The sequence below is a fragment of the Arthrobacter sp. MDT2-3 genome, assembly GCF_059090465.1.
The window spans coordinates 326,013-349,597 of sequence record NZ_JBNHFS010000002.1 but is presented as its reverse complement, the minus strand read 5'-3'; the positions used below and the strand labels follow the sequence as shown (position 1 = coordinate 349,597).

The window sequence follows — 23,585 nt, the reverse complement described above, 5'->3', positions numbered from 1 at the left end:
ATGAGCCACACTTCTGCCGAATCTGTCACTAAAACCGAAGAATCAGCCGAGCAGTTTTTCACCCTCTGGACGGTCTTCAAGCGTTCCGAGGCGCTGGTGCGCAGCGCCGCTGCTGCCACCGACTTCGAGGCCCTGCTGGAACGGCTTGCCCAGGCCGGCGTGACTCACCGCGGCAGTTACGACGTTTCCGCCATGCGGGCCGATGCGGACGTAATGGTGTGGCTCCACGGGCCCAAGCCCGAAGCCCTGCAGCAAGCCATCCGGGACATCCGCCGCAGCACCCTCTTCGCCGGCACCGAGATTGTCTGGTCCGCCATGGGTGTGCACCGCGAGGCTGAGTTCGCCAAGAACCACACCCCTGCCTACTCCCGCGGCGTCGCACCGGCAGAATGGCTGTGCGTCTACCCGTTTGTCCGCTCCTACGAGTGGTATATCCTGCCCGAGGCTGAGCGCGGCAAGATGCTCCGCGACCACGGCCTGCTGGGCCGGGACTTCCCGCAGGTCATTTCCAATACTGTCTCCTCCTTCGCGCTGGGTGACTGGGAATGGATCCTGGGCCTTGAGGCACCTGAGCTCGTGGACCTGGTGGACCTCATGCGCCACCTTCGCGCCACGGAAGCGCGCAACCACGTCCGGGAAGAGATTCCGTTCTATACCGGACGCCGTATCTCGGCGGAAGAAGTTGCAGAGGTGCTGGCATGAGCCCCCTCGAAGCACGCGATCCCCATGGTGTGGCGGCCGTTAACCCCGTGACAGAGGCCGGCCGCATGGCCCCCAAGAATTACGACGCCGTCCTCCTTGCCTCCTTCGGCGGCCCGGAAGGCCAGGAAGACGTCATCCCGTTCCTCCGCAATGTGACCCGCGGGCGCGGAATCCCGGACGAGCGGCTTGAGGAAGTCTCCCACCACTACCGTGCAAACGGCGGCATCAGCCCCATCAACCAGCAGAACCGCGAGCTGAAGGCAGCACTCGAGGCCGAGCTCGGCGCCCGCGGCATTGACCTTCCCGTGCTGTGGGGCAACCGCAACTGGGCCCCGTACATCCCGCAGACCCTGCAGGATGCGTACGACGCCGGGCACCGCCGCCTGCTGATGATCACCACGAGTGCCTACTCCTGTTACTCCAGCTGCCGCCAGTACCGTGAAGACATTGGCATGGCGCTGACTGAGACCGGCCTGGACGGCCGGCTGGAAGTGGACAAGGTGCGCCAGTACTTCGACCACCCCGGCTTCGTGGAGCCCTTCGTCGAGGGCACCGCCGCGGGCCTGGCGGAGGTCCGGGAAAAACTGGCAGCCGCAGGCACACCCGACGCGCCCGTCCAGATCCTGTTTGCCACGCACTCCATCCCTACCCGCGACGCAGACGCGGCAGGCCGGTCCGAGGGCGAACCCCGCGAATTCGAAGAGGGCTCCGCGTACGTTGCCCAGCACCTGGCCACCGCAGCCGCCGTCATCCAGGGGGTGGAAGAGGAATCGGGCCTTACCGCCCCTTGGTCGCTGGTGTACCAGTCCCGTTCCGGGGCCCCGCACGTGCCGTGGCTCGAACCGGACATCAACGACGCCATTGAAGAGCTTGCCGGCCAGGGCGTCAAGGGAATCGTTATTGTGCCCCTCGGCTTCGTGAGCGACCACATGGAAGTTGTCTGGGACCTGGATACGGAAGCCCTGGAAACATGCGCCAACCTGGGACTCGCAGCCACCCGCGTTCCCACTCCCGGCACCCACCGCACATTCGTCAACGGCCTGGTGGACCTGATTTCCGAGCGGACCGTGGCCAACAACATCAGCGACCGCCCGGCAGTGACCGCCCTTGGCCCCTGGTACGACGTCTGCCGCCCGGGATGCTGCGCAAACTTCCGCGGCGAGAAGCCCACCATCGCAGGGGCGGACACCACCGTGGGCACTGGCCATGATCCTTATCCGGCCGACGCGGAGGCCAACCAGCCGGGCACGGCCGGGGGAGCGCCGCAGCAGTGACAGTCCGCATCGGAACCCGCGCCAGCAAGCTGGCACTCACCCAGACGCAGCAAACCGCTGACCAGCTGGCCGCCGTCGGAGGCTTCCCGGTGGAACTCGTCCACATCAGGACCGACGGTGACGTCCTCACGGGCTCGTTGTCCCAAATGGGCGGCACGGGCGTTTTTGTCGCCGCGCTGCGCGATGCGCTGCTCCGCAATGAGTGCGACGTGGCCATCCATTCGCTCAAGGACCTGCCCACCGGCGCGGCAGTGGGACTTAGCCTTGCCGCCACACCAAAGCGGGTGGACGTCCGTGATGTCCTCTGCGCCCGGGACGGGCTCAAACTTGCCGACCTCCCCTCAGGCGCCACCGTGGGGACCGGCTCGCCCCGCCGTGCGGCCCAACTGCGCACCGCCCGGCCCGACCTTGAGATCCTGGATATCCGCGGCAACGTGGACACCCGCCTGGGCAGGGTTCCCGGACTTCCGGGGAACGCAACGGACCGGGTGGTTGCGGGCAAGTCCTGCGACCTCGATGCCGTGGTTCTCGCGGCGGCAGGGCTGGAACGCATCGGCCGGCTGGATGCCGTTAGCGAGTTCCTCGAAACTGACGTTATGCTTCCCGCTGCCGGCCAGGGATCCCTCGCCATTGAGTGCCGCACAGCCGATGCCCCGCCCAGGCCGGGCTCCACGGAGGGTTCCAAGGATGTCCTTGCGCAGGCACTGGCCGCGCTGGACGATCCGGATACCCGGCTCGCTGTCACGGCTGAGCGGGCCCTGCTGGCCCGGCTCGAAGCCGGCTGCGCAGCACCGGTGGGCGCCTACGCCTTCCGGAAGGGCAGCATGCTCCATCTGGAAGCCGTGGTCTGTGCTGTGGACGGCACCGCTTCAGTCCGGGACAAACGGGCAACCGACGGACTCACGGAAGTAGGGGCCACCCTGCTGGGCATCGAACTCGCCGAAGTCCTCCTCGCCGCCGGTGCCGCCGATATCGCAGACCTGCAGGCTTCCTGAGCCGGCCATGGGACTGCCTTCCCGCCGTGTCCAGGACCGCCCTCTTAGGGAGGGGTAGGCGTGGCGGACCGCACCGCCAACGGAGCAATCGGGTCCGGGAGCGGGAAGCTGCTTATTGGGGCCCGGGTACTGATCACCCGCAGCCCGGAACGCTCACTCCCCTTGGTAGCGGCACTTGAGGAGGCCGGCGCCGAGGCGCTCCTGCTGCCGCTGATCGACTTCGAACGTGCCGCGGACCAGCACTCCCTGGATGTGGCCTGCGATGCGCTCGGTGGCGGCGCATTTGAATGGTTGATCATCAGCAGCGCCACCACGGTCCATGTGCTCACCGCCAAGGCAACCGAACGGGGCCTCACGCTGCGCCAGTGGATACCTGCCGCAACCCGGATCGCTGCAATCGGACCGGCCTGCCGGCGTCTCCTCGAAGCCGCAGGCCTGCCGGTGGATCTGATGCCCAAAGACGAACAGTCCGCTTCGGGACTGCTCGAGGTATGGCCCGCCAGCACCGATAAGGTACTTCTTCCCCAAGCGGACATCGCGCCTGCACGACTCGCCGAAGGGCTGGCGGCGGCAGGCAGCACTGTCACGGCAGTGACCGCGTACCGCACCGTCGACTATCCCGCGGCAGCGGAGCGCAGGCTGGCCATACCGCCGGAGGATGCGGCGCCGGGGCGGGGCACGCCGTCGTACTCCCTGCTTGCACCGGAAGCAGCCGCCGCCGAAATCGCGGCCGGGCGGATCCAGGCAGTAGTGGCCGCCTCGCCCAGCGCCGTCCGGCGAATCCATGCGCTCTCGCCGCTGCACGGCTGCCGCCTCGTGGCGATCGGAAGGTCGACGGCGGAACAGGCCGCCTCCCTTGGCTTGCCTGTGGCTGCAATCGCCGGCGAGCCCACGCCACAAGGACTGGTGACCGCCGTCGAAACGGCACTTGGCACCGGTGGGAATTCCGGCCGGCAACCGCCCTGACCTGCCGGAAAACCGCCAGCCAGGACTTCCGCCCACCCCTCGAACCATTCCCAAGGACAGGACCATGACTTTTCCGAGCCACCGCCCCCGCCGCCTCCGCACCACTCCGGCCATGCGCCGGCTGACCGCTGAAACCCGGCTGGCGCCGGCCGAGCTGATCCTCCCGGCCTTCATCCGGGAAGGCCTCACCGAGCCGAACCCGATCACGTCGATGCCCGGAGTTGCCCAGCACACCACGGAGACGCTCAAGCGGGCTGCGGCAGAAGCTGTTGAGCTCGGCCTTGGCGGCATCATGCTGTTCGGCATCCCGGAGGCCCGGGACGCCGAGGGCACCGCCTCCCTTGACCCCGACGGCGTCCTGAACAAGGCCATCCGGGATGTCCGCTCGGAGGTCGGCGACGACCTGGTGGTCATGAGCGATGTTTGCCTGGATGAGTTCACTGACCACGGGCACTGCGGCGTACTGGACGCCGAGGGCTACGTGGACAACGACCGCACCGTTGAGATCTACGCCCGGATGGCCGTGGCACAGGCCGACGCGGGTGCCCACATGCTGGGCCCCTCGGGCATGATGGACGGCCAGGTCGCCGCCATCCGCGCCGCCCTGGACCAGGCAGGGCACACCAGTACCTCCGTTATTGCCTACGCGGCGAAGTACGCGTCGGCCTTCTACGGTCCGTTCCGGGAAGCCGTCGACTCCCAGCTCAAGGGGGACCGGCGCACGTACCAGATGGACGCGGGCAACCGCACCGAAGCCCTTCGCGAGGTTGAACTGGACCTCGCCGAAGGGGCAGACGTGGTGATGGTGAAGCCGGCCATGAGCTACCTGGACATCGTCGCCGACGTGGCGGCGATGAGCCCGGTCCCTGTGGCGGCCTACCAGATCTCGGGGGAGTACGCGATGATCGAGGCTGCTGCCGCCAACGGCTGGATTGACAGGCGTGCGGCTATCACCGAATCCGTGCTCGGCATCCGCCGCGCCGGCGCCCACATGGTGCTGACATACTGGGCAGCTGAACTGGCCGGCTGGTTGAAGGAGTCCCGATGAGCGAAATCCCGCCCCTTCCCACGGCCCCGGTGGGCGCGGACAGGATCCTGATCGGGCTGAACACGTTCGGCGACGTCGGCGAGAACCCGGACGGCAGCCCGCAGCCGCATGCCCAGGTGCTGCGCCAGCTGCTCGAACAGGCTGAGCTGGCGGACGCCGTCGGACTCCACGCCTTTGGCGTGGGCGAGCACCACCGCAAGGACTACGCGGTATCCGCGCCCGAGGTCTTCCTCGGGGCCGCTGCCGCCCGCACCACCAGGATCCGCCTTGGCTCCGCGGTCACTGTCCTGAGTTCGGATGACCCCATCCGGGTATTCCAGCGGTTCTCCACCGTGGACGCCCTATCGAACGGCCGCGCCGAAGTGATGCTGGGCCGGGGCTCCTTTATTGAATCCTTTCCGCTGTTCGGGCTGGACCTCGCAGACTATGAGGTCCTGTTTGAAGAGAAGCTGGAGCTGTTCGACAAGATACGGGCGCAGAAGCCGGTGCACTGGGAAGGCCGCACCAGGCCGGCCCTTTCCGGCCTGAGCGTCTACCCGCCCCTGGAACGCCACCTGCTGCCCACCTGGATCGGCGTCGGGGGAACACCCGAATCGGTGCTTCGGTGCGCGCAGTATGGCTACCCCATCATCTTCGCGATTATCGGGGGGCAGCCGCGCTCGTTCCGGCCGCTCGTGGAGCTGTACCGGGAAGCCATGACCAAATACGGCCACCCCATGCAGCAGGTTGCCACGCACTCGCCCGGCCATGTGGCAGATACAGACGAACAGGCCCGGGAGGAACTCTTCCCGCACTGGCTGAAACTGCGGAACAAGCTTGGGGCCGAGCGCGGCTGGGGACCTGCCGGACGGGGGGAGTTCGACGCCCTGTGCGCTCCCGAGGGCGCCCTGTACGTAGGCTCGCCCGAAACGGTGGCACGGAAGATTGTCCTGCTCAAGCAGAACCTGGGCGTGGACCGCTTCGACCTCAAGTACAGCAACGGTCCCTTGCCGCACTCCGCCATGATGCGCTCCATCGAGCTCCTGGGGATGGCGGTGGCGCCCCGGGTGGCGGAATTGCTCGCAACTGAAGCGCCGGCTAACTGAGAGAATGGGAACCATGACTTCCAGCAATCCTCGCAACGAGGCACTTTTCGACCGCGCCCGCCAGCTGATGCCGGGCGGAGTCAACTCTCCCGTGAGAGCCTTCGGGTCCGTAGGCGGGACTCCGCGCTTTATGGTCTCCGCGCAAGGCCCGTACCTGACGGACGCCGACGGCAAGGAATACGTGGACCTGGTCTGCTCCTGGGGCCCGGCGTTGCTGGGCCACGCACACCCGGCCGTGCTGGAGGCAGTTCACGCTGCAGTGGACCGCGGCCTTTCCTTTGGCGCCTCCACACCTGACGAGGCGAACCTGGCGGCGATCGTCCAGGAACGTGTGCCGGCGGTGGAGCGGCTCCGGATGGTCTCCACCGGCACCGAAGCAACCATGACGGCCGTCCGCCTGGCCCGCGGCTTCACCGGCCGAAACCTGATCATTAAGTTCGCAGGCTGCTATCACGGGCATCTGGACAGCCTCCTGGCGTCGGCTGGTTCGGGCGTGGCAACGCTCGCCCTGCCAGGCTCGGCCGGTGTCACCGAGGCCACCACGGCCGAAACCCTGGTGCTGCCGTACAACGACCTCACCGCCGTGAAGGAAGCGTTTGCCGCCCACGGACCCAGCATCGCCGCCGTCATCACCGAAGCGGCGCCGGCCAACATGGGCGTGGTAACGCCCGAGGACGGCTTCAACCTTGGCCTGTCCCGCATCACCCGCGAACACGGGGCGCTGCTCATCGTGGACGAGGTGCTCACCGGGTTCCGCACCGGTTACTCGGGGTACTGGGGCCTCACCGGCGGCGCGCCGGACGCCGCTGAACCGTGGACGCCGGACCTGCTCACCTTCGGCAAGGTCATCGGCGGGGGAATGCCGACGGCGGCCCTCGGCGGACGTGCCGACATCATGGACCATCTTGCCCCCACCGGTCCGGTGTACCAGGCCGGGACGCTCTCCGGGAACCCGGTGGCGATGGCTGCGGGTGTTGCAACCCTGACGCATGCCACCCGGGACGTCTACTCCTTCATTGACGTCCGCTCGCTGGAGCTCTCCTCGGCCCTGTCCACTGCCCTGGACGCCGCAGGGGTGGACCATTCGATCCAGTTCGCGGGGAACCTTTTCTCGGTGGCGTTCGGCACCTCGACCAACGGTGTGCACAACTACGCCGACGCCCAGGCGCAGGAGAGCTTCCGCTACGCGCCGTTCTTCCACTCCATGCTGGAGTCGGGCGTCTACCTGCCGCCGTCGGTGTTCGAGGCCTGGTTCTTGTCCGCCGCGCACGACGACACAGCTATGAACCGCATCTTCGATGCGCTTCCGGCCGCAGCAAAGGCGGCAGCAGCCGCACAAGGCTAGTTCCGCCGTCGGGCGTTTTGTCTCTCGAAGGACATCCCGGCACCCACACACAAAGAAATCCCCGGCTGCTTTTGCAACCGGGGATTTCTTTGTGTGCCTGGGCCAGGAGCTACAGAACGTCCGAGAGGAAGTTCTTCAGGCGGTCCGTGGCGGGGTCACTGAAGATCTGCTGCGGAGGACCGGATTCCACCACAACGCCGGCGTCCATAAACGTCACCGTGTCCGAGACGTTGCGGGAGAAGCCCATCTCGTGGGTTACCACCACCATGGTCATACCGCCCTTCGCGAGGTCCGTCATGAGCGCCAGGACGCCCTTGACGAGCTCGGGATCCAGAGCGGACGTAGCCTCGTCAAAAAACATGACTTCCGGCTTCATGGCAAGTGCCCGCGCTATAGCCACGCGCTGCTGCTGGCCTCCGGAGAGGTTTGCCGGGCGGGCGTCGGCCTTGTGCTTCAGGCCCACCAGGTCCAGCTGCTCCAGGGCTTCGGCGCGGGCCTGTTCCTGCGGCAGCTTACGCAGCTTCCTCAGGGCCAGGGACACGTTGTCCACCACCGTTTTGTGCGGGAACAGGTTGAACTGCTGGAACACCATGCCGATCCGCTGCCGGAGCTCGTCAGGGTTGTCCTTCAGGACCGAACGGCCATCCAGGAGGATGTCGCCCTGATCGGGCTCGATCAGCCGGTTCATCACACGCAGCAGTGTGGACTTACCGGACCCCGAAGGGCCGATGACCGAGGCAGTGGTTCCCTTCTCCACGTGCAGGTCAATGCCGCGGAGAACGTGGTTGTGCCCGAACGATAGGTGCAGGTTCTTGCCGGTCAGGGTTCCGGACGCGAATTCCGTCATGCGTGTGCCCCCTTGCCGATAGGTGCTGCCAGCTCATCCGGTTCCTTCTTTTCCGGCTTCCCGGTACGGAGCCGGTTGTCGATGAAGTTCACGAAGTGGGTCAGCGGAACGGTCAGGATCAGATACAGCACCCCTGCGGCCACCAGCGGAGAGAGGTTGCCGGTGTTGGCCATGGCGTCATTTCCGATCCGGAAGATCTCCCGGTCCGAGGCAGCCAGGCCAAGCATGAACACCAGCGAGGAATCCTTTAACAGCGAGATGAACTGGTTCACCAGTGCGGGAAGGACCCGGCGGATGCCCTGCGGCACCACCACCAGGCGCATGGAACTGCCGTAGCTGAAGCCCAGCGCCCGGGATGCCTCCAACTGCCCCTTCTCCACGCTCTGGATGCCCGATCGGAAGATTTCGCCGATGTAAGCTGCCGCTATGAGCGTCAAGGCCAGGATGCCCAGGGGGTAAGGGTTCCGGGACCCGGTGATTTCCCGGGCGATCGGACTGAGCCCGATACCGATGACCAGGATCACCAGGATGGCGGGGAGCCCACGGAAGATATCGGTGTAGATGCGCGCCACCCAGCGGGCCCCGGCGTTGCGGGAAATCCCCATCATGGCCAGCGCCAGCCCCAGCAGGGAACCTAAGACGCCGGAGGCCACAGCCAGTATCAGGGTGTTGGGCAAACCGACCATAAGCAGGGCGGGAATGACTTTAGCCATTTCCTCCCAGTTGAAGAAGGTGTCAGCCAGCTGATCCAAGAGATCCATGGACGTTGCGGCTCAATCAGCTCTGGGGAACCGTGGCGGCCTTGCTGCCCGGCTTCCAGTCGCTCGGCATCTCGCGGTCCGGGTACCACTCCTTGGTCAGCTTGGACCAGGTTCCGTCAGCGATAACGGCGTCCAGGCCGGAATTCAGCGCGTCGATCAGCGGCTGGTTGTCCTTGGCCACGGCGTAGGCAGTGAAGTTCTGGGTGTTGACGACGGACTCGGCGATGACGGTGCCGTCGCCTTCCTTCACCTGGCCGGTGGCCTGCTGGGACGGGGCGACCCAGGCGTCCACCTGGCCGTTGCGCACGTTGGCGTACACGGTGGCGTAATCCGGGAAACGGATCGGCTCAAGCTTCAACGTGTTGGTGACATAGTCATCCTGGACGGTGCCCTGGACGACGCCGATGCGGAGGTCGCCGGTGAGGTCGGCGAAGCCCTTGACGTCGCTGTCGGTCTTGGCAACGACGGCCATGAAGCCGAAGTCGTAGCCGTTGGTGAAACCGACGTTCTGGCGGCGGGCGTCCGTGGTGGAGATGGAGGAGGAGCCGACGTCGAACTGCTTGGTCTGCACCTGGGAAAGGAGTGCCGAGAAGTCCGTGGCAACGAATTCGACCTCAAGGCCGAGCTTGCCGGCAATGGCGCGCAGCAGTTCGTTGTCGTAGCCGGTGAACTTGCCCGAGGGGTCAATGAAGATGTTCGGCGGGGCGTCCGAGAGGGTGCCCACCTCGAGCTTGCCTTCAGTGTTGAGGCCGAGCTTGGTCTTGTCGATCTGATCGATCGGCGTGACGTCGGCGGTGGTGTACTTGTCCAGCGTCTGCTGGTCACTGCCGGCGAGGGCATCCGTGGGCGTTCCGGTGGGCTCGGCAGATCCTGAGCCGCATGCTGCGAGGGAAACCGCGAGGGCGAGTGCCACGGGAGCGGTTGTGAGCCACTTCATCGCTTTGATTTTCATCAGGTTGTCACTTTCATTGAGTCATAAGTCAACCGGGCCGCAAGGCTGCGCTGGTGGCGCCTGGCACCTGCCCGGTGCTGGTCAAGCAAGGCCAGGGCAGGGGTGACCGCAAAACTTTATTGTCTCACTTTGGCGATTCTGGTCCGGATTGTGAAGAAGCGCGGATGAGACGGGACCTCTGGCGAACAAAATTCGGCCTCGCGCTGATTCGCCTGCCCAGCTGGAGCTTGGTAGGGCCGTGACGGCGAATCCTCGCTGCCCAAAAGCAAGCTGCCTTATGAAGCGATATGACTGTGAATTATATCTCGGAGCGGCAGGGTGACCGGAGGGCTAGAAGCCGCCGGCACTGGCATCCTGCGGGGGCAGCACGGGCCAGTCGCCTTCGATCACGGCTGTTGGCTTCGTCTTGCGGAGGTAGCCCTGGAAGTCCGCAGCCTGGCTCACGGCCCAGTCCACCTGAAGCTGGTGCAGCTGGCTGGCAGGCATGCTCAGTTTCGGGAACTTTCCAGCCATGGCATCCAGGACCTTCAGGGTAGCCAGGGCGTCAGCGGCCGACGTATGGGCATTGTCCAGGACCACGCCGTACTCTTCGCACAATGCAGTCAGGGTTCGCTTGCCCTTGCGGTATCGGTCCACCTGCTTGTTCATGATGTAGGGGTCCAGGACCGGAAAGCGCGTCAGTTGCGGGACCCCATAGCGGGCCGACTCGGCTGCGAGCACGGTGAAGTCGTAGCTCGCGTTGAACGCGATGACCGGCGTACCGTCATCGAAAAGCCCTTGCAGCACTGCCGCGAGCTCCTTCGTCACCTCGTGGGCGGGCCTGCCCTCGCGCCTGGCTTGTTCAGTGGTGATGCCGTGCACATCACTGGCTTCGGTGGGTATTTCAACCCCTGGATCGGCCAGCCACTCATGCTCGCTGATGACCTCACCCTTGTGGTCCACCACAGTGACTGACGCCGTGACTATCCGGGCGGCACGCGAGTTGCGGCCGGTGGTTTCGAGGTCGAAGGCTGCTCGGGGAAGGGTGTTCCAGGTGCTCATACGTCCACGCTAACGGCGGCCACCGACAATTCCCGGGAGCGCCACTGCAGCTAATATTGGATTAATGCGGATTGAGTATGTGGAGGCGGTACTGGCCATCGTGAGGCTGGTTCCGGCCGGGGCCGCAGTGTCGTACGGGGACGTCGCCGAACTGCTGGGATCAGGCGGGCCCAGACAGATCGGTTCAGTCATGAGCCACTACGGCAGCGGCGTTCCCTGGTGGCGGATCCTCAAGGCAAGCGGACACGCTCCGGAGGGACACGAAGTGAAAGCCCTCCGCCACTACCTAAAGGAAGGAACGCCCCTCACAGGCGACCACGAAACCTACCTGCGGACGGGGGAGGGCTCCTGGCGGGTGGACCTTTCCGCAGCACGCTGGGCGCCGACACCTGAAGATTTTGGGCAGATCGACGCTGTCTCCGGGGAGTTGGAGCGTCGGCTCCATAAATTGTCGGTGGCTGATGATGGAATGTCCGGGTGACAGTAACAGTTCCCTTCACAGGTCCCCGCGACGAGTACCGGCAGGTATCAGCAGCTGGTCTCGAAGCCGAATTCGGTACAGCAGCCGGAGCATTGCACGATGGTGGGAGCGGGCACCCAGGCCAGACCGGCTCTCCGGGCCTCAAACTGCTGCCGCCGCGGCGGATCCATGCCGAAGCCCCGTCGCTGACCTCCGATCAGCAGGCCGCTGTGGACGTGCCCCAAGGGGCCGGGCCTGTCCTGGTACCGGGGGCGCCGGGCACGGGAAAAACCACTGTCTTGATCGAAGCCGCGGTCACGCGGGCGCTGCGGGACGGAATTGACCCCGAGCGGATGCTCATCCTGGCCCCGACCCGCCTCGCGGCCGATTCCCTCCGCGACCGGTTCACGGCCCGGCTGGACAGAAGCCTCAGCACGACGCCAGCCCGGACCTGGGCCTCCTACGCCTTTGATCTCCTCCGGCGCGCCAAGGCCGAAGGAGTGCTGCCCCTCTCAAGGCCGCCGCGCCTCCTGTCCGGTCCGGAGCAGGACCTCATCATCAAGGAACTCCTCGAAGGCCACCGCCTGCCAGGGCTGGAGCTGCCCTGGCCTGACGATCTTGCGGGAGCCTTGGAGACGCGCGGCTTCCGGCAGGAAGTACGGCAGCTGTTCGACCGTGTTATCGAGTCCGGCCTGACCGCCGCGGACCTCGCCCACCTGGGCCGCCAGTGCGACCGGCCTGACTGGATTGCCGCCGCCGGGTTGTACGCAGAGTACCGTGACGTCCTGGACCTCAGGATGCCAGAGGCCTTTGATCCCGCGGGGATCATTACCGCGGCACGCCAGATCTTCCAGGACGTCCCGGAATTCCTGGCTGCCGAACGCGAGCGCTTGCAGTTGGTTGTCGTTGATGACGTGCAGGAGGCAAACCCTGCCGTCTTTGAGCTTCTGGCAGACATCGCCCGCGGGACGGACTGCTTCATTGCCTTCTCCCCGGACACCGTCGTCCAGGGCTTCCGGGGAGCGCGCCCGGATCTGGTGGCCGAACTGCCGCGCCTGCTGTCGCCGCACGCCCCCGCCCTGGAGCGGCCCCTGCGATACGCACACCGGCACACGCAGGCGCTGGCAGACGCATGGCTGGGGGTTGCCGCACGTATATCGCAGCGTGCCGGCGGGCAGTTGGCAAGGCAACTCGAGCAGCCGGCAGGGCACCGGGCGCAGGGAGTGGTGGAAGCCCATCTCGTGCCGTCAGCCGTGCATGAACTCCGGTATGTGGCCCAGCGCATCCTGGACCAGCACATCAACCACGGGCGGGACCTGGCCGAGATCGCGGTGATCGTGCGCAACGGAGGGCAGGTCAGCGAGCTGCAGCGTTACCTGTCCGGCCAGGGGATCCCGGTCCGCGTGCCTGTGGCCGAGTCGGCTGTCCGGGACGAGGTGGCGGTACGGCCCCTGCTCGACGCATTTGCCGTCGCCCTTGACCCCAGCCAGCTGACACCTGAAACAGCTGTATCCCTTTTGACCTCCCGCATCGGCGGTGCCACGTCCATCGAGCTGCGCCGGCTGCGGCAGTCGCTGAGGCGCGAGGAACTCCTGGGCGGCGGAGGCCGCACCAGTGATGCCTTGCTCGTCGAGGCCCTGCTCGAACCCGGGGCCCTATCCTCCCTCGGCATGGAGGGCCGTGCGGCGCGGCGCACGGCCGGCATGATCCAGGCAGGACGGAAAGCTGCCTTCGAACCGGGTGCCAACGCCGAGTCCGTGTTGTGGGCCCTTTGGAATTCCACTGGTCTTTCCACTGCCTGGACGGAGACCGCTTTGTCCGGCGGGCCGCACGGTGCCCGCGCAGACCGCGACCTCGACGCCATGATGGCGCTTTTCCACACGGCCGAACGGTACGTAGACCAGATGCCCGGTGCCGGTCCGGAGCAGTTCCTTGAGTACCTGCTGAACCAGGAGCTCCCCATGGACACGCTGGCCGCCCGCGCCCAGTTGGACGACGCCGTCGAACTGATGACTCCCGCCAGCGCAGCAGGGCGGGAATGGCCTGTGGTCCTGGTGGCCGGGCTCCAGGAAGGCGTATGGCCGAACACGCGGCTGCGCGGTGAACTCCTGGGCAGCACCCTCTACGCCGATGCAGTTGAGCATGGACCACCTTACGCGCTGCAGCGGGATCCGCTGAGCCGTTTGCGGGACATCCGGTATGACGAACTACGGAGCTTCTCCACGGCGGTGTCAAGGGCACGGGAGCTCCTAATCTGTACTGCCGTGTCCTCAGAGGACGATCAGCCGTCCTCCTTCCTGGATTACGTCTCACCTCCCAGCCCGGGCCAGGCGGGCCGGGAATTCACCCCGGTGGAGCGTCCCATGACCCTGCGTGCCCTGGTTGCCGAACTGCGGCAATATGCCCAGCTGGATGGAAAGCATGAGGCTGAGGCGGAGGAAGCGGTTAGGGTCCTTGCCCGGCTCACGGCTGCCGAGCCTCCCGTGGCCGGCGCGCATCCCGGAAGCTGGTGGGGGCTGCCACAGCTGACCTCGTCCGATCCCGTGGTTCCCCCCGGAGGAACAGTGTTTGTGTCGCCGTCGAAAGTTGAGACGGTCCAGAAGTCGCCGCTCGACTGGTTCGTACAGGCCGCAGGCGGCGAGGCGGCCACCGATTTCGCGAGGAGCCTGGGCACGCTGGTCCACGCCATCGCGCAGGAACTGCCGGATGCGTCAGGAGCAGAGTACGTCGCGGAACTGGTGCGCCGCTGGCCCGCGCTGGGGATGAAGGACAACTGGGAGGGGAGACTGGATTTCCAGCGCGCGGAGGCCATGGTCCGCAAGCTTGCCCAGTATGTGCTGGTCATGAGGAGCGAAGGCCGGAGCCTGCTGGGGGTCGAGCAGGACTTCGAGGTGGCGCTCCCGGACGTGGCTGTGGACGACGGTACGGCCCGCGCGGCAGTCCTCCGCGGCCAGGTGGACCGCCTGGAAATCGACAGTGAGGGCAGGCTGGTCATCGTGGACCTCAAGACAGGAAAACGCCAGCCGGGTAAAGCGGAACTCTCCGCGCATCCGCAGCTCGGCGCCTACCAGGCCGCAGTGCTCGCCGGCGGATTCAGCGAAAGTCCCGGCGGGGGTAACCCTGCCGTTCCCGGCGGTGCAGTACTTGCCCAACTTGGAACTGGAACAAAAAATCCAGGCATCCAGCAGCAGGATCCGCTTGACCCCCAGGAGAACTGGGCTTTGGACATGGTGAAGGAGGCCGCCACTGTGATGGCCGGCAGCGAATTCCTGGCACGGCATGATCCAGCGAAGGGAAGCCATGGCGGACACGGCTGCAGGCTCCCCGAAGTATGTCCGTTGTGCGTACGGGGAAGGCAGGTCACCGAATGAGCGTGGAAGCAGCGGTGGCCGCACTCAACGTCCCCGAAGCCCGGTTCACGCCGGAAGAACTCTCCCTGCTGCTGGGCGAAAAGAACGTGCCCACGCGGGAGCAGTCGGACATCATCAGTTCGCCGCTGACTCCGCGGCTGGTCATTGCAGGCGCCGGATCGGGCAAGACCGCCACCATGGCGGATCGCGTCGTCTGGCTGGTGGCCAACGGCTGGGTCCGGCCGGAGGAAGTCCTCGGGGTGACGTTCACCCGCAAGGCAGCAGGGGAGCTTGCGTCCCGGATCCGGGTGAAGCTGGCCGCCCTGCAACGGCTGGCCGGCCAGGACACGGCGCACCGGCTGTTCCCGGCACAGCTGGTCAGCAGCGATTCCCTCGAGCCCAAGGTGTCCACTTACCACTCCTTTGCCAGCGGCATCGTGTCAGACTATGGACTGCGGCTGGGCGTGGAGCGGGACGTGGTCCTCCTCGGTGGAGCGCAGGCGTGGCAGCTGGCCAGTGAAGTGGTGGAGGCCTACGACGGCGAGTACGCCCACTTCAAGTCTGCAAAGTCCACCCTGGTGAAGGCGGTTATCCAGCTGGCCGGGGAATGCGCGGAGCACCTCCAGGAGCCCGAGGACGTGGAAGCCTGGCTGATGGCAAGGCTGTCGGAATTCGAATCCCTGCCGTACCAGGCGGGCAAAAAGAAGAACCCACCCCAGGCTGCGGCCGAGCTTGCCGGGATGCTGCGGACCAGGGCCAGCGTGGCGGACATGGTGGGCCGGTACGCAGCAGCGAAGCGGTCACGGGGTGCCCTTGACTTCGGAGACCTTGTGGCGCTCGCCGCCAAGGTGGCGCAGGAAGTTCCGTTGGCCGCACACATGGAACGGCAGCGGTACAAAGTGGTGCTGCTCGACGAATTCCAGGACACCTCCTATGCCCAGTTGGTGCTGTTCTCCCGGCTCTTCGGAGGCGGACATGCGGTGACCGCAGTGGGCGACCCCAACCAGTCCATCTACGGTTTCCGCGGAGCCTCGGCCGGGCAGCTTTTCCACTTTGTCCGGGAATTCCCAGTCACCGGCGGTCCTGCCGGCGACGGAAAATGGGCTCCTGCCCCCACCTCCTACCTGACAACGGCCTGGCGGAACGGCCGGGCAATCCTCTCGGCAGCCAACGTAATGTCCGAGTCCCTGGGCAAGGCAGCAGCCCAGCGGGGACCGGCCGGCGGGGGAGGGGCGGCACCCGGGGACGTGCCTCCGCTGCAGCCCAGCCCGGGTGCAGTTGAGGGAACGGTGGTGCTGGGGCGCTTCGGCACAGATGTCGATGAAGCGTCCGCAATCGCAGAGGACGTTTTGAAGTACCGGGTGACGGACTTTGAGCTCAAACCCGACGGAACCCCCGTACCGCCTGCCCTTGCCGTCCTCTGCCGCCGCCGCGCGCAGATGGAGACCATCCGGCGCCAGTTTGAAGCCAGGGGAATCCCGTATGAGATTGTCGGACTTGGCGGGCTCCTGGATACCCCCGAGATCGTGGACCTCGTGGCTACGCTGCGTGTGCTTGCCGACCCTGGACGCTCCGACTCGCTGATGCGCCTCCTGGCGGGTGCCCGCTGGCGCATCGGCCCGGCCGACCTGATGGCGCTGCGCGACTGGTCCAGTCAGCTCGCGCGCCGGCGCGGACACGTCGCCGAACGGTCCCTTGACGGGCAGCCGGACGACCACACCAATGGCACGGTCCTCGAGAGCGATCTGACTGACGGTGCCAGCCTGGTGGAGGCCCTGGACTGGCTGCCCCGGGAGGGCTGGACGTCGGCCAACGGCAGGTCGCTCACCCCCGGTGCCCGCAGCCGGCTTGCCCGGCTGTCGTCTGAACTGCGGCAACTCCGAAGCTACCTCGGGGATGACCTCACCACCTTGCTGGGCGAGGTTGAGCGGGCCATGCTGCTGGATATCGAAGTGGCCGCGCGGCCAGGCATCAGCATCCATCAAGCCCGCCGCAACCTTGACGCCTTCCAGGACGCCGCCGCAGGGTTCCTGCGCACCTCCCAGCGTGTGGACATCCTCGCGTTCCTGTCCTGGTTGGAAGCTGCCGCTGCTGAGGAAAACGGGTTGGAAGCGCCGGCCAGTGACGTGAACCGGGAGGCTGTGCAACTGCTGACAGTCCATGCATCGAAGGGCCTTGAATGGGATGTGGTTTTTGTCCCCGGGCTCAATGCGGGAGCCTTCCCCAGCGACAGGGACTCCCGGTGGAGCAGTGGCTCGGCTGCCCTGCCCTGGCCGCTCCGGGGTGACCGTGCCGACCTTCCCCAGTGGGACCTCGACCAGCCGGACCAGAAGGGCTGGCTGGACGCCGAAAAGGACTTCAAGTCCTCTGTCCAGGCCCACGGGGAGTCAGAGGAACGCCGCCTCGCCTACGTGGCCTACACCAGGGCCAAGCACGTCCTCTGGGCGTCCAGTCCTGCGTGGGTCGGGTCCCGGGCGGGGCGTGCTGAGATGTCACCGTTCCTTTCCGGGCTCGAGGCACTCACCAAGGTGTCCGGGGGTGGGCCGCGGCCTGCTGCGACAGTCCATCCGGGGTCACTGGAGGAAGAGGCCCTTCCCGAAAAGAGCCCGCTCACCCTTGAAGCAGAAGTTGCCAACTGGCCGTACGACCCCCTTGAGGGGCCCGTGGATCCGCGCACCGGGAACCGCCTGCGCCTTTCGCGCGGACGCCGGCAGGCAATGGAGACAGCTGCTGCCAGGGTTCTTGCTGCGCTGGGAATCCAGGACAGCGAAGCCCTTCCGGTTCTGCAACCACTCGAAGAACCTCCAGGGCAGGCTGGTCCGGGCAGGGAACTGACCGGGGTGGCACGGGGATGGGCCCGGGAAGCGGCGCTGCTGCTGGAACGACGCACGAGGAGGAGCGCCGGCCGGGAAGTGCACCTGCCCGGCCACATCTCCGCATCCACCCTGGTGGAACTGCGGGAGGACCCCGCCGCGGTGCTTGGCAGGCTCCGCAGGCCCGTGCCACGGGAACCGGGCATGTCAGCCCGGAAGGGAACCGCGTTCCACGAATGGGTGGAGGAGTACTTCGGTGCCGCCGGAATGCTCGACCTCGGTGAAGCTCCGGGCTCGGATGACCACATTGATGCTGCCTACGACCTTGATGCCATGGTGGCAACTTTCAAGGCCTCTCCCTGGGCGGAACGGTCGCCCGCGTTCGTTGAGGTTCCGGTAGAGACCCGGGTGGGGGACGTCGTGGTGCGTGGGCGCATTGACGCGGTCTTCCGGGACGCCGACGGCCGGTGGGACCTGGTGGACTGGAAGACCGGACGGCGGCCGTCCGCGGCCCAGCTCAGGACCAAATCCGTGCAGCTTGCGGTGTACCGCCTTGCCTGGGCGCGGCTGAAGGAGGTGCCTCTGGAGGAAGTGCGGGCAGCCTTTTTCTACGTCGCGGACAACGAGGTTGTGCGTCCCCACGACCTCGGTACAGCCGGCGAGCTGGAGGAGATTGTGGCGGCTGCCCTCAGTTCTTCTTGACGTCCACGATGGAGATCGCGGCTGTGGAGGTGTCGTCCAATTCCTTTTTATCCTCCGCCTTGGGCTGCCCACCGTCCGCCGTCGGCCCGTTGCCCCCCGCGGGGTCCTCTGCACCAGCCTTAGCCGGGGGCTCCACCGGGATGGGAGTGATGTGGACCGCCGGCTGGACCGGGGCCGGAACCGGCAGCGGGACTACCGTAACGGACGGCCCCGAACCCAAAGGACCGGCGTCGGCCGCCATGATCGCTGACACCTTCCCTGTGGCTGCATGGGCACCCGAGCCACCGGCCGCGGATAAGCCCGTAGCCGGCGCGCCCGCCGCTGGCTGCGGCTCCACGCTGATCGGCTGCCCGCCGTGCTCTTCGATGTCCCGGGCAAGGGTTCCGAGCATCTCTTCTGCTTCTGAAATCATGCCGGGGTCATCCGAGGCGATTCCCTTCACCAGGTACTGGGCCAGGGCGAATTCGGCGGAAAGTGCTGCCCGGCGCAGGAGGTGGTTGTCCGGGGTGTCCCTGCGGCTGGCCGTGTAGGCGCCCAGTACCGCGTCCACGAAGTCCTGCTCATTGGAGGCAACAAGCCAGGCGAAATCGTCGGCGGGATCGCCGATCCTCAAGTCGGTCCAGCCGGTGACCGCCGTCACGCGCTGGCCCTCCAACAGGAGGTTGTCCTCGTGAAGGTCGCCGTGCACTACGCTCGGGTTGAAGCGCCACAGGGACACGTCTTCCATGGCATGCTCCCAGCGGAGCAGCAGGGCGGGCGGGATTTTTCCCGTGGTGGCCGCCTGGTCAAGTTCATTCAGCCGCCGCTGCCGGAACTCATTGGGGGTGTAGCTGGGCAGGTCGGCATTGCTGACCAGTGAATGGGGCAAGTCATGGATGGCGGCAAGGGCGACGCCGATCTCCCGGGCGAGGGCGTCCGGGCCTGCGGTCAGTTCCTCGACGCTGCGCGTGCTGCCGGCCAGATGCGAGTAGACGAACGTGCTTAAGGTACCCAGCCGCACGCTGCCGGCAACGGTGGGCATCAGGAAGGGCAGCTCGGCCCTGATGGCCGGGGCGAAGGCACGCAGCACGAGGAATTCCGTCTCAAGCCGGGCGCTTGCCTCGGCGTGCCGCGGTGAGCGCACGCGCCACCGCTTGCCCTCGGAATCGAGCAGCAGGGCGGAGTCGAAGTCCGCAGGGTCATCCGGGGCAGAGCTAACGGCCGTCGGGGTCAGTCCGGGGACTGCCGCGGTTGCAACGGCTGCCAGTTCAATCGGTTTTCTTCTCACCGTTCCACGGTAGATTGCGTGCAGTCCAAGACACCGGTCCAAGGACGGCGAGTCTTCAGATATAGTCCAAATCAGGGTAGGCAGGGGAGCCCGGCCACGGGGACGTGTACCCCAAATATCAATTGTCGGCCCCAGTCAGTACGGTGGACACATGAGCCACACGGAGTCTGCAACACCGGTCCACCTGGGCAAGGCGGCCCGGCTGCCGGCGAACCACCTCATGGACACGGTACTCCCGGTGCCCCCCGCGCTGGTTGACCGCGGATCCGTCGCCCGGGCGCAACCGGGAATGGTGGAGGAACTCCTCGCCAAACCAGACACGGTGGCGGTCGTCCTCTCCGGCAGGCAGGGGCTGATCCATGCCGGCGGGCTGTTCACGTCGGCGGCCCGGCCACTCCTTAAGGAACTGGCCGCCGCAGGTACGCCGCCACAGCTGACGGTCTACCTTGGTTCCGCCCTGCCCGATTCGGACCTTGCGCCGGGTACCCAACTGTTGCTTTTCGTCCTGGCGGAAGCGGTGGAGCCTGGAACTGCCGGGATACCCTCTGATGCTTCGTGGGCAGGATTCCGTGACGTTGCCGCCGGGCTGAGTCCAACACATACTGCCCTTTTTGTTGAAGCCAGTGCCATTGCCAACTGGCATGCCACGCACACGCATTGTCCGCGCTGCGGTTCTCCCACGGACGTGGAAGCCGGGGGATGGGTGCGGCGCTGCCCGGCCGATTCGTCTGAACACTACCCGCGGACCGATCCCGCAATCATAGTTACCGTCGTGGGCCCGGACGGCCGGCTGCTCCTGGGCGGCGGCGGGGCCCGTGATGCCAGGAACTATTCAACCCTGGCGGGGTTCGTGGAACCGGGGGAATCCCTGGAGCAGGCAGTGGTACGGGAGATCCATGAGGAAGTGGGAGTGAGGGTTGCTGCCTGCCAATACCTTGGCTCGCAGTCCTGGCCCTTCCCGGCCTCCCTTATGCTTGGATTTACCGCCGTCACCGAAGACGCCGAGGCAACGCCCGACGGCGTGGAGGTCACCAGGGCGCGCTGGTTCAGCCGGGAGGAACTCCAGGAGGCTGTGCTCAGCGGTGAAATCACCATCTCCAGCCGGCTGTCGATTGCCCGCTCCCTGATTGAGCACTGGTACGGCGGACGGATTCAGGACCGGGTTGGCGCCTGAAGCCCTACTTATCCATCAGACTCCAGCACGCGGTAGTCGAGACGAAAAAGCAGCAAAGTGACTACAGAAAATTTTGACGGCGCAGCGTCCCTGGAGGACCGGATCCTGGGCGGCCTGGACGCCGAGCAGCGCGAGGTTGCCAGCACGCTCAACGGACCGCTGTGCGTTCTAGCCGGCGCCGGCACGGGAAAAACCCGGGCCATCACACACCGCATCGCCTATGGCGTGCACTCAGGTGTTTACACTCCCCAGCGGCTCCTGGCCGTGACCTTTACTGCCCGCGCGGCGGCAGAAATGCGCAGCCGGCTGCGGGACCTTGGCGCAGGCAACGTCCAGGCCCGGACCTTCCATGCAGCAGCACTGCGCCAGCTGCAGTTTTTCTGGCCGCAGGCTGTCGGCGGGACGCTGCCCAACCTGCTGGACCACAAAGCCCAGATGCTCGCCGAGGCAGCCCGCCGGCTTCGATTGAGCACTGACAGGGCCTCGATCCGCGACCTCGCTTCGGAAATTGAGTGGGCCAAAGTCTCCATGCTGACGCCCGCCAACTACCTGGAAAACGCGCAGGACCGGGGAGCGCCGGGCGGTTTCGACCTCACCGCCGTCGCCCGGGTCTTCCAGTCCTACGAGGATGTTAAGACGGACCGCAATGTCATCGACTTCGAGGACGTCCTCCTGATCACGGTAGGCATCCTGCAGGAGGACGAGAAGGTTGCCGCCACCGTCCGCGAGCAGTACCGGCACTTTGTGGTGGACGAGTACCAGGACGTTTCCCCGCTGCAGCAAAGGCTCCTTGAACTGTGGCTGGGAGGCAGGGACGAACTGTGCGTCGTGGGGGATGCCAGCCAGACCATCTACTCGTTCACCGGGGCCTCTCCGAAGCACCTCCTGGAATTCAAGGCCCGCTATCCGCAAGCCAACGTGGTGAAACTGATCAGGGACTACCGCTCCACGCCCCAGGTGGTAAAGCTCGCCAACGATCTCCTCGCCGGCAGGCGGAGCAGCGGAGCCGCCGCTGATGCCGCCTGGGCCGCTCCGCTCCAGCTCGTGGCCCAGCGGCCGGCCGGGCCTGCCCCCCAGTTCACCGAGTGCTCGGACGATGAAGCGGAAGCCGCCACAGTGGCGCAAAAGATCAAGGCATTGCTCGACGCCGGCACTCCAGCCAGCGAGGTGGCTGTCCTGTTCCGCACCAACGGGCAGTCCGAGGCCTATGAACAGGCTCTTGCTGCCGCCGGCATCGGCTACCAGTTGCGTGGCGGAGAGCGCTTCTTTGCCCGCAAGGAAGTACGCGATGCCATCCTCCAGCTGCGGGCAGCCACCCGGGCAGTCTCGATCGAGGAGCCGGAACCGCTGGGCCAGCTGGTCAGGGACATCGTCGCTTCCCTTGGCTATACCGAGGCAGCACCCCACAACGGCGGTGCGCTCCGTGAACGTTGGGAGTCCCTCGCGGCGCTGGTAGCCCTCGCGGACGAACTCGTCCAGACCCGGGGACCGGAGTTTGGCCTGGCCGACTTTGTGAACGAGCTCCAGGAGCGTTCGCTGGCCCAGCATGCACCCACAGTGCAGGGCGTGACCCTCGCCTCTCTGCACGCGGCCAAGGGCCTGGAATGGGACGCGGTGTTCCTGGTGGGACTAAGCGAAGGCTTGATGCCCATTTCCTTTGCAGACTCTCCGGAATCCGTGGACGAGGAGCGGCGGCTCCTCTACGTGGGGATTACCCGCGCGCGCGAACACCTCTCACTGTCCTGGTCTTCGGCCAGGACTCCCGGCGGCCGGGCCAACCGCAAGCCCTCCAGGTTCCTGGACGGCCTGCGCCCGGATTCCGTTGCCGGCTCAAATATCAGGGGCAAGGGGCCCGCGCCCCGCCGCAAGGCAGCCGCCCCGGCTGTCTGCAGGGTCTGCGGCAGCATGCTGGCCACCGGTGCGGAACGCAAGGTGGGGCGGTGCAACGCCTGCCCGCCGAGCTACGAGGAACAGATCTTTGACGCCCTGCGCACCTGGCGGCGGGAGGTGGCCCTCGCCGCCGACGTTCCCGCCTTCGTGGTGTTCACCGACGCAACGCTCACGGCCATTGCCGAAGCCCGGCCGGCCTCCTTGGAAGAACTTGCGGCGCTTGCCGGAGTGGGACCGTCAAAGCTGGAACGCTATGGGGAAGACGTTTTGCGGGTCCTGGTGGAAAGCACCTCGCTGTGATCACCACCGAGGGTGGCGCCCCGGTCGAGGTGCGGCGCTCCGCCCGCCGGACCCGGACTGTCGCCGCCTTCTGGGAGAACGGGACCGCCGTGGTAGCCATTCCGGCGCGGTTCACGGCAGCCCAGGAAAAGGAATGGGTCCAGCGGATGCTGGCCAAGCTGCACCGGCAGGGGGAACGGCGGTCAGCTTCCGGCAGGAAGCGCCCTGCTTCGGACGCCGCCCTGGCTGCCCAGGCAGTCCGGCTCTCCGAGCAGTACCTCAGCGGAAAGGCCGTGCCGGCGTCGGTACGCTGGGTCAGCAACCAGAACTCACGGTGGGGTTCGGCCACCCCGGCGGACGGCACTATCCGTCTCTCGGACAAGCTCCGCCCCATGCCCCAGTGGGTCATCGATTATGTACTGCTCCATGAACTCGCCCACCTCCTGGTGGCCAGCCATAATGCGGCGTTCTGGAAGCTGCTGGCGGCCTACCCGGAGACCGCGCGGGCGAAGGCATTCCTGGAAGGGGTTTCCTTCGCCATGGCGCGCGGCCTCCCGGGCAGCGAAACGAGGGACGGAACCGGTGCCGTCAGCCCAGGCGGGGAGCGCTGGACGGACGACGCCGACTAGACCGG

18 protein-coding genes are annotated in these 23,585 nt (G+C 66.4%); 13 read left to right on the top strand and 5 right to left on the bottom strand.

The annotated features are described in order from the left end of the window. The 7 genes from hemQ (at position 1) to hemL (ending at position 7,415) form a co-directional block, all read left to right on the top strand. Complete coding sequence (hemQ, locus tag AC5RUQ_RS07195) at positions 1–702, top strand: hydrogen peroxide-dependent heme synthase (protein WP_163162208.1); 702 nt, start codon at positions 1–3, stop codon at positions 700–702. Next, a complete protein-coding gene (locus AC5RUQ_RS07190; protein WP_493946668.1) occupies positions 699–1,976 on the top strand; it encodes a ferrochelatase in 1,278 nt (425 codons plus the stop codon). Before hemQ ends, AC5RUQ_RS07190 begins: the two co-directional genes overlap by 4 nt. Further along, positions 1,973–2,971, top strand: a complete 999-nt coding sequence (hemC, locus tag AC5RUQ_RS07185; RefSeq protein WP_493946667.1) for a hydroxymethylbilane synthase — start codon at positions 1,973–1,975, stop codon at positions 2,969–2,971. The genes AC5RUQ_RS07190 and hemC overlap by 4 nt, the downstream gene beginning before the upstream one ends. 60 nt (positions 2,972–3,031) lie before the next feature. Further along, a complete protein-coding gene (locus AC5RUQ_RS07180; RefSeq protein WP_493946666.1) occupies positions 3,032–3,937 on the top strand; it encodes a uroporphyrinogen-III synthase in 906 nt (301 codons plus the stop codon). A gap of 64 nt (positions 3,938–4,001) precedes the next feature. Further along, positions 4,002–4,985, top strand: a complete 984-nt coding sequence (gene hemB, locus AC5RUQ_RS07175; protein ID WP_493946665.1) for a porphobilinogen synthase — start codon at positions 4,002–4,004, stop codon at positions 4,983–4,985. Next, positions 4,982–6,070, top strand: a complete 1,089-nt coding sequence (locus AC5RUQ_RS07170) for an LLM class flavin-dependent oxidoreductase (protein ID WP_493946664.1) — start codon at positions 4,982–4,984, stop codon at positions 6,068–6,070. The genes hemB and AC5RUQ_RS07170 overlap by 4 nt, the downstream gene beginning before the upstream one ends. Positions 6,071–6,083: 13 nt before the next feature. Beyond that, positions 6,084–7,415: a glutamate-1-semialdehyde 2,1-aminomutase gene (hemL, locus tag AC5RUQ_RS07165; RefSeq protein WP_493946663.1), complete on the top strand. Its 1,332-nt coding sequence runs from the start codon at positions 6,084–6,086 to the stop codon at positions 7,413–7,415. 109 nt (positions 7,416–7,524) lie between these two features. Here the strand turns inward: hemL and AC5RUQ_RS07160 are convergent, their stop codons facing one another. From AC5RUQ_RS07160 to AC5RUQ_RS07145, 4 genes are all read right to left on the bottom strand, one after another. Further along, positions 7,525–8,262 (bottom strand): amino acid ABC transporter ATP-binding protein, encoded by a 738-nt coding sequence (locus AC5RUQ_RS07160; protein WP_163162219.1) that lies wholly within the window; start codon positions 8,260–8,262, stop codon positions 7,525–7,527. Next, the gene (locus AC5RUQ_RS07155) at positions 8,259–9,023 is read right to left on the bottom strand and encodes an amino acid ABC transporter permease (RefSeq protein ID WP_430225825.1); all 765 of its coding nucleotides are present in this window, start codon (positions 9,021–9,023) and stop codon (positions 8,259–8,261) included. The genes AC5RUQ_RS07160 and AC5RUQ_RS07155 overlap by 4 nt, the downstream gene beginning before the upstream one ends. A gap of 16 nt (positions 9,024–9,039) precedes the next feature. Then, complete coding sequence (locus AC5RUQ_RS07150) at positions 9,040–9,975, bottom strand: ABC transporter substrate-binding protein (RefSeq protein ID WP_163162223.1); 936 nt, start codon at positions 9,973–9,975, stop codon at positions 9,040–9,042. A gap of 330 nt (positions 9,976–10,305) precedes the next feature. Further along, positions 10,306–11,016: a 3'-5' exonuclease gene (locus AC5RUQ_RS07145; RefSeq protein ID WP_493946662.1), complete on the bottom strand. Its 711-nt coding sequence runs from the start codon at positions 11,014–11,016 to the stop codon at positions 10,306–10,308. Between the two features lie 64 nt (positions 11,017–11,080). Here AC5RUQ_RS07145 and AC5RUQ_RS07140 point away from each other — a divergent pair, with 64 nt between their 5' ends. From AC5RUQ_RS07140 to AC5RUQ_RS07130, 3 genes are all read left to right on the top strand, one after another. Further along, complete coding sequence (locus tag AC5RUQ_RS07140; RefSeq protein WP_493946661.1) at positions 11,081–11,497, top strand: MGMT family protein; 417 nt, start codon at positions 11,081–11,083, stop codon at positions 11,495–11,497. Between the two features lie 92 nt (positions 11,498–11,589). Continuing rightward, positions 11,590–14,847, top strand: coding sequence for an ATP-dependent helicase (locus tag AC5RUQ_RS07135; protein ID WP_493947182.1), 3,258 nt, complete (start codon positions 11,590–11,592; stop codon positions 14,845–14,847). After that, positions 14,844–18,341, top strand: coding sequence for an ATP-dependent helicase (locus AC5RUQ_RS07130; RefSeq protein WP_493946660.1), 3,498 nt, complete (start codon positions 14,844–14,846; stop codon positions 18,339–18,341). The genes AC5RUQ_RS07135 and AC5RUQ_RS07130 overlap by 4 nt, the downstream gene beginning before the upstream one ends. Here the strand turns inward: AC5RUQ_RS07130 and AC5RUQ_RS07125 are convergent. Continuing rightward, positions 18,328–19,608 (bottom strand): macrolide 2'-phosphotransferase, encoded by a 1,281-nt coding sequence (locus tag AC5RUQ_RS07125; RefSeq protein WP_493946659.1) that lies wholly within the window; start codon positions 19,606–19,608, stop codon positions 18,328–18,330. The genes AC5RUQ_RS07130 and AC5RUQ_RS07125 overlap by 14 nt on opposite strands. Before the next feature lie 151 nt (positions 19,609–19,759). Between AC5RUQ_RS07125 and nudC the strand changes: the two genes are divergently transcribed. From nudC to AC5RUQ_RS07110, 3 genes are read left to right on the top strand one after another with little or no spacing between them, the layout of a single operon-like run. Beyond that, positions 19,760–20,782 carry an NAD(+) diphosphatase gene (gene nudC, locus AC5RUQ_RS07120; RefSeq protein WP_493946658.1) on the top strand — a complete coding sequence of 341 codons (1,023 nt, stop codon included), beginning with the start codon at positions 19,760–19,762 and terminating at the stop codon, positions 20,780–20,782. Between the two features lie 57 nt (positions 20,783–20,839). Then, positions 20,840–22,972, top strand: a complete 2,133-nt coding sequence (locus tag AC5RUQ_RS07115; protein WP_493946657.1) for an ATP-dependent DNA helicase UvrD2 — start codon at positions 20,840–20,842, stop codon at positions 22,970–22,972. Continuing rightward, positions 22,969–23,580 carry a M48 family metallopeptidase gene (locus tag AC5RUQ_RS07110; protein WP_493946656.1) on the top strand — a complete coding sequence of 204 codons (612 nt, stop codon included), beginning with the start codon at positions 22,969–22,971 and terminating at the stop codon, positions 23,578–23,580. The genes AC5RUQ_RS07115 and AC5RUQ_RS07110 overlap by 4 nt, the downstream gene beginning before the upstream one ends. The last annotated feature ends 5 nt before the right edge of the window (positions 23,581–23,585 follow it).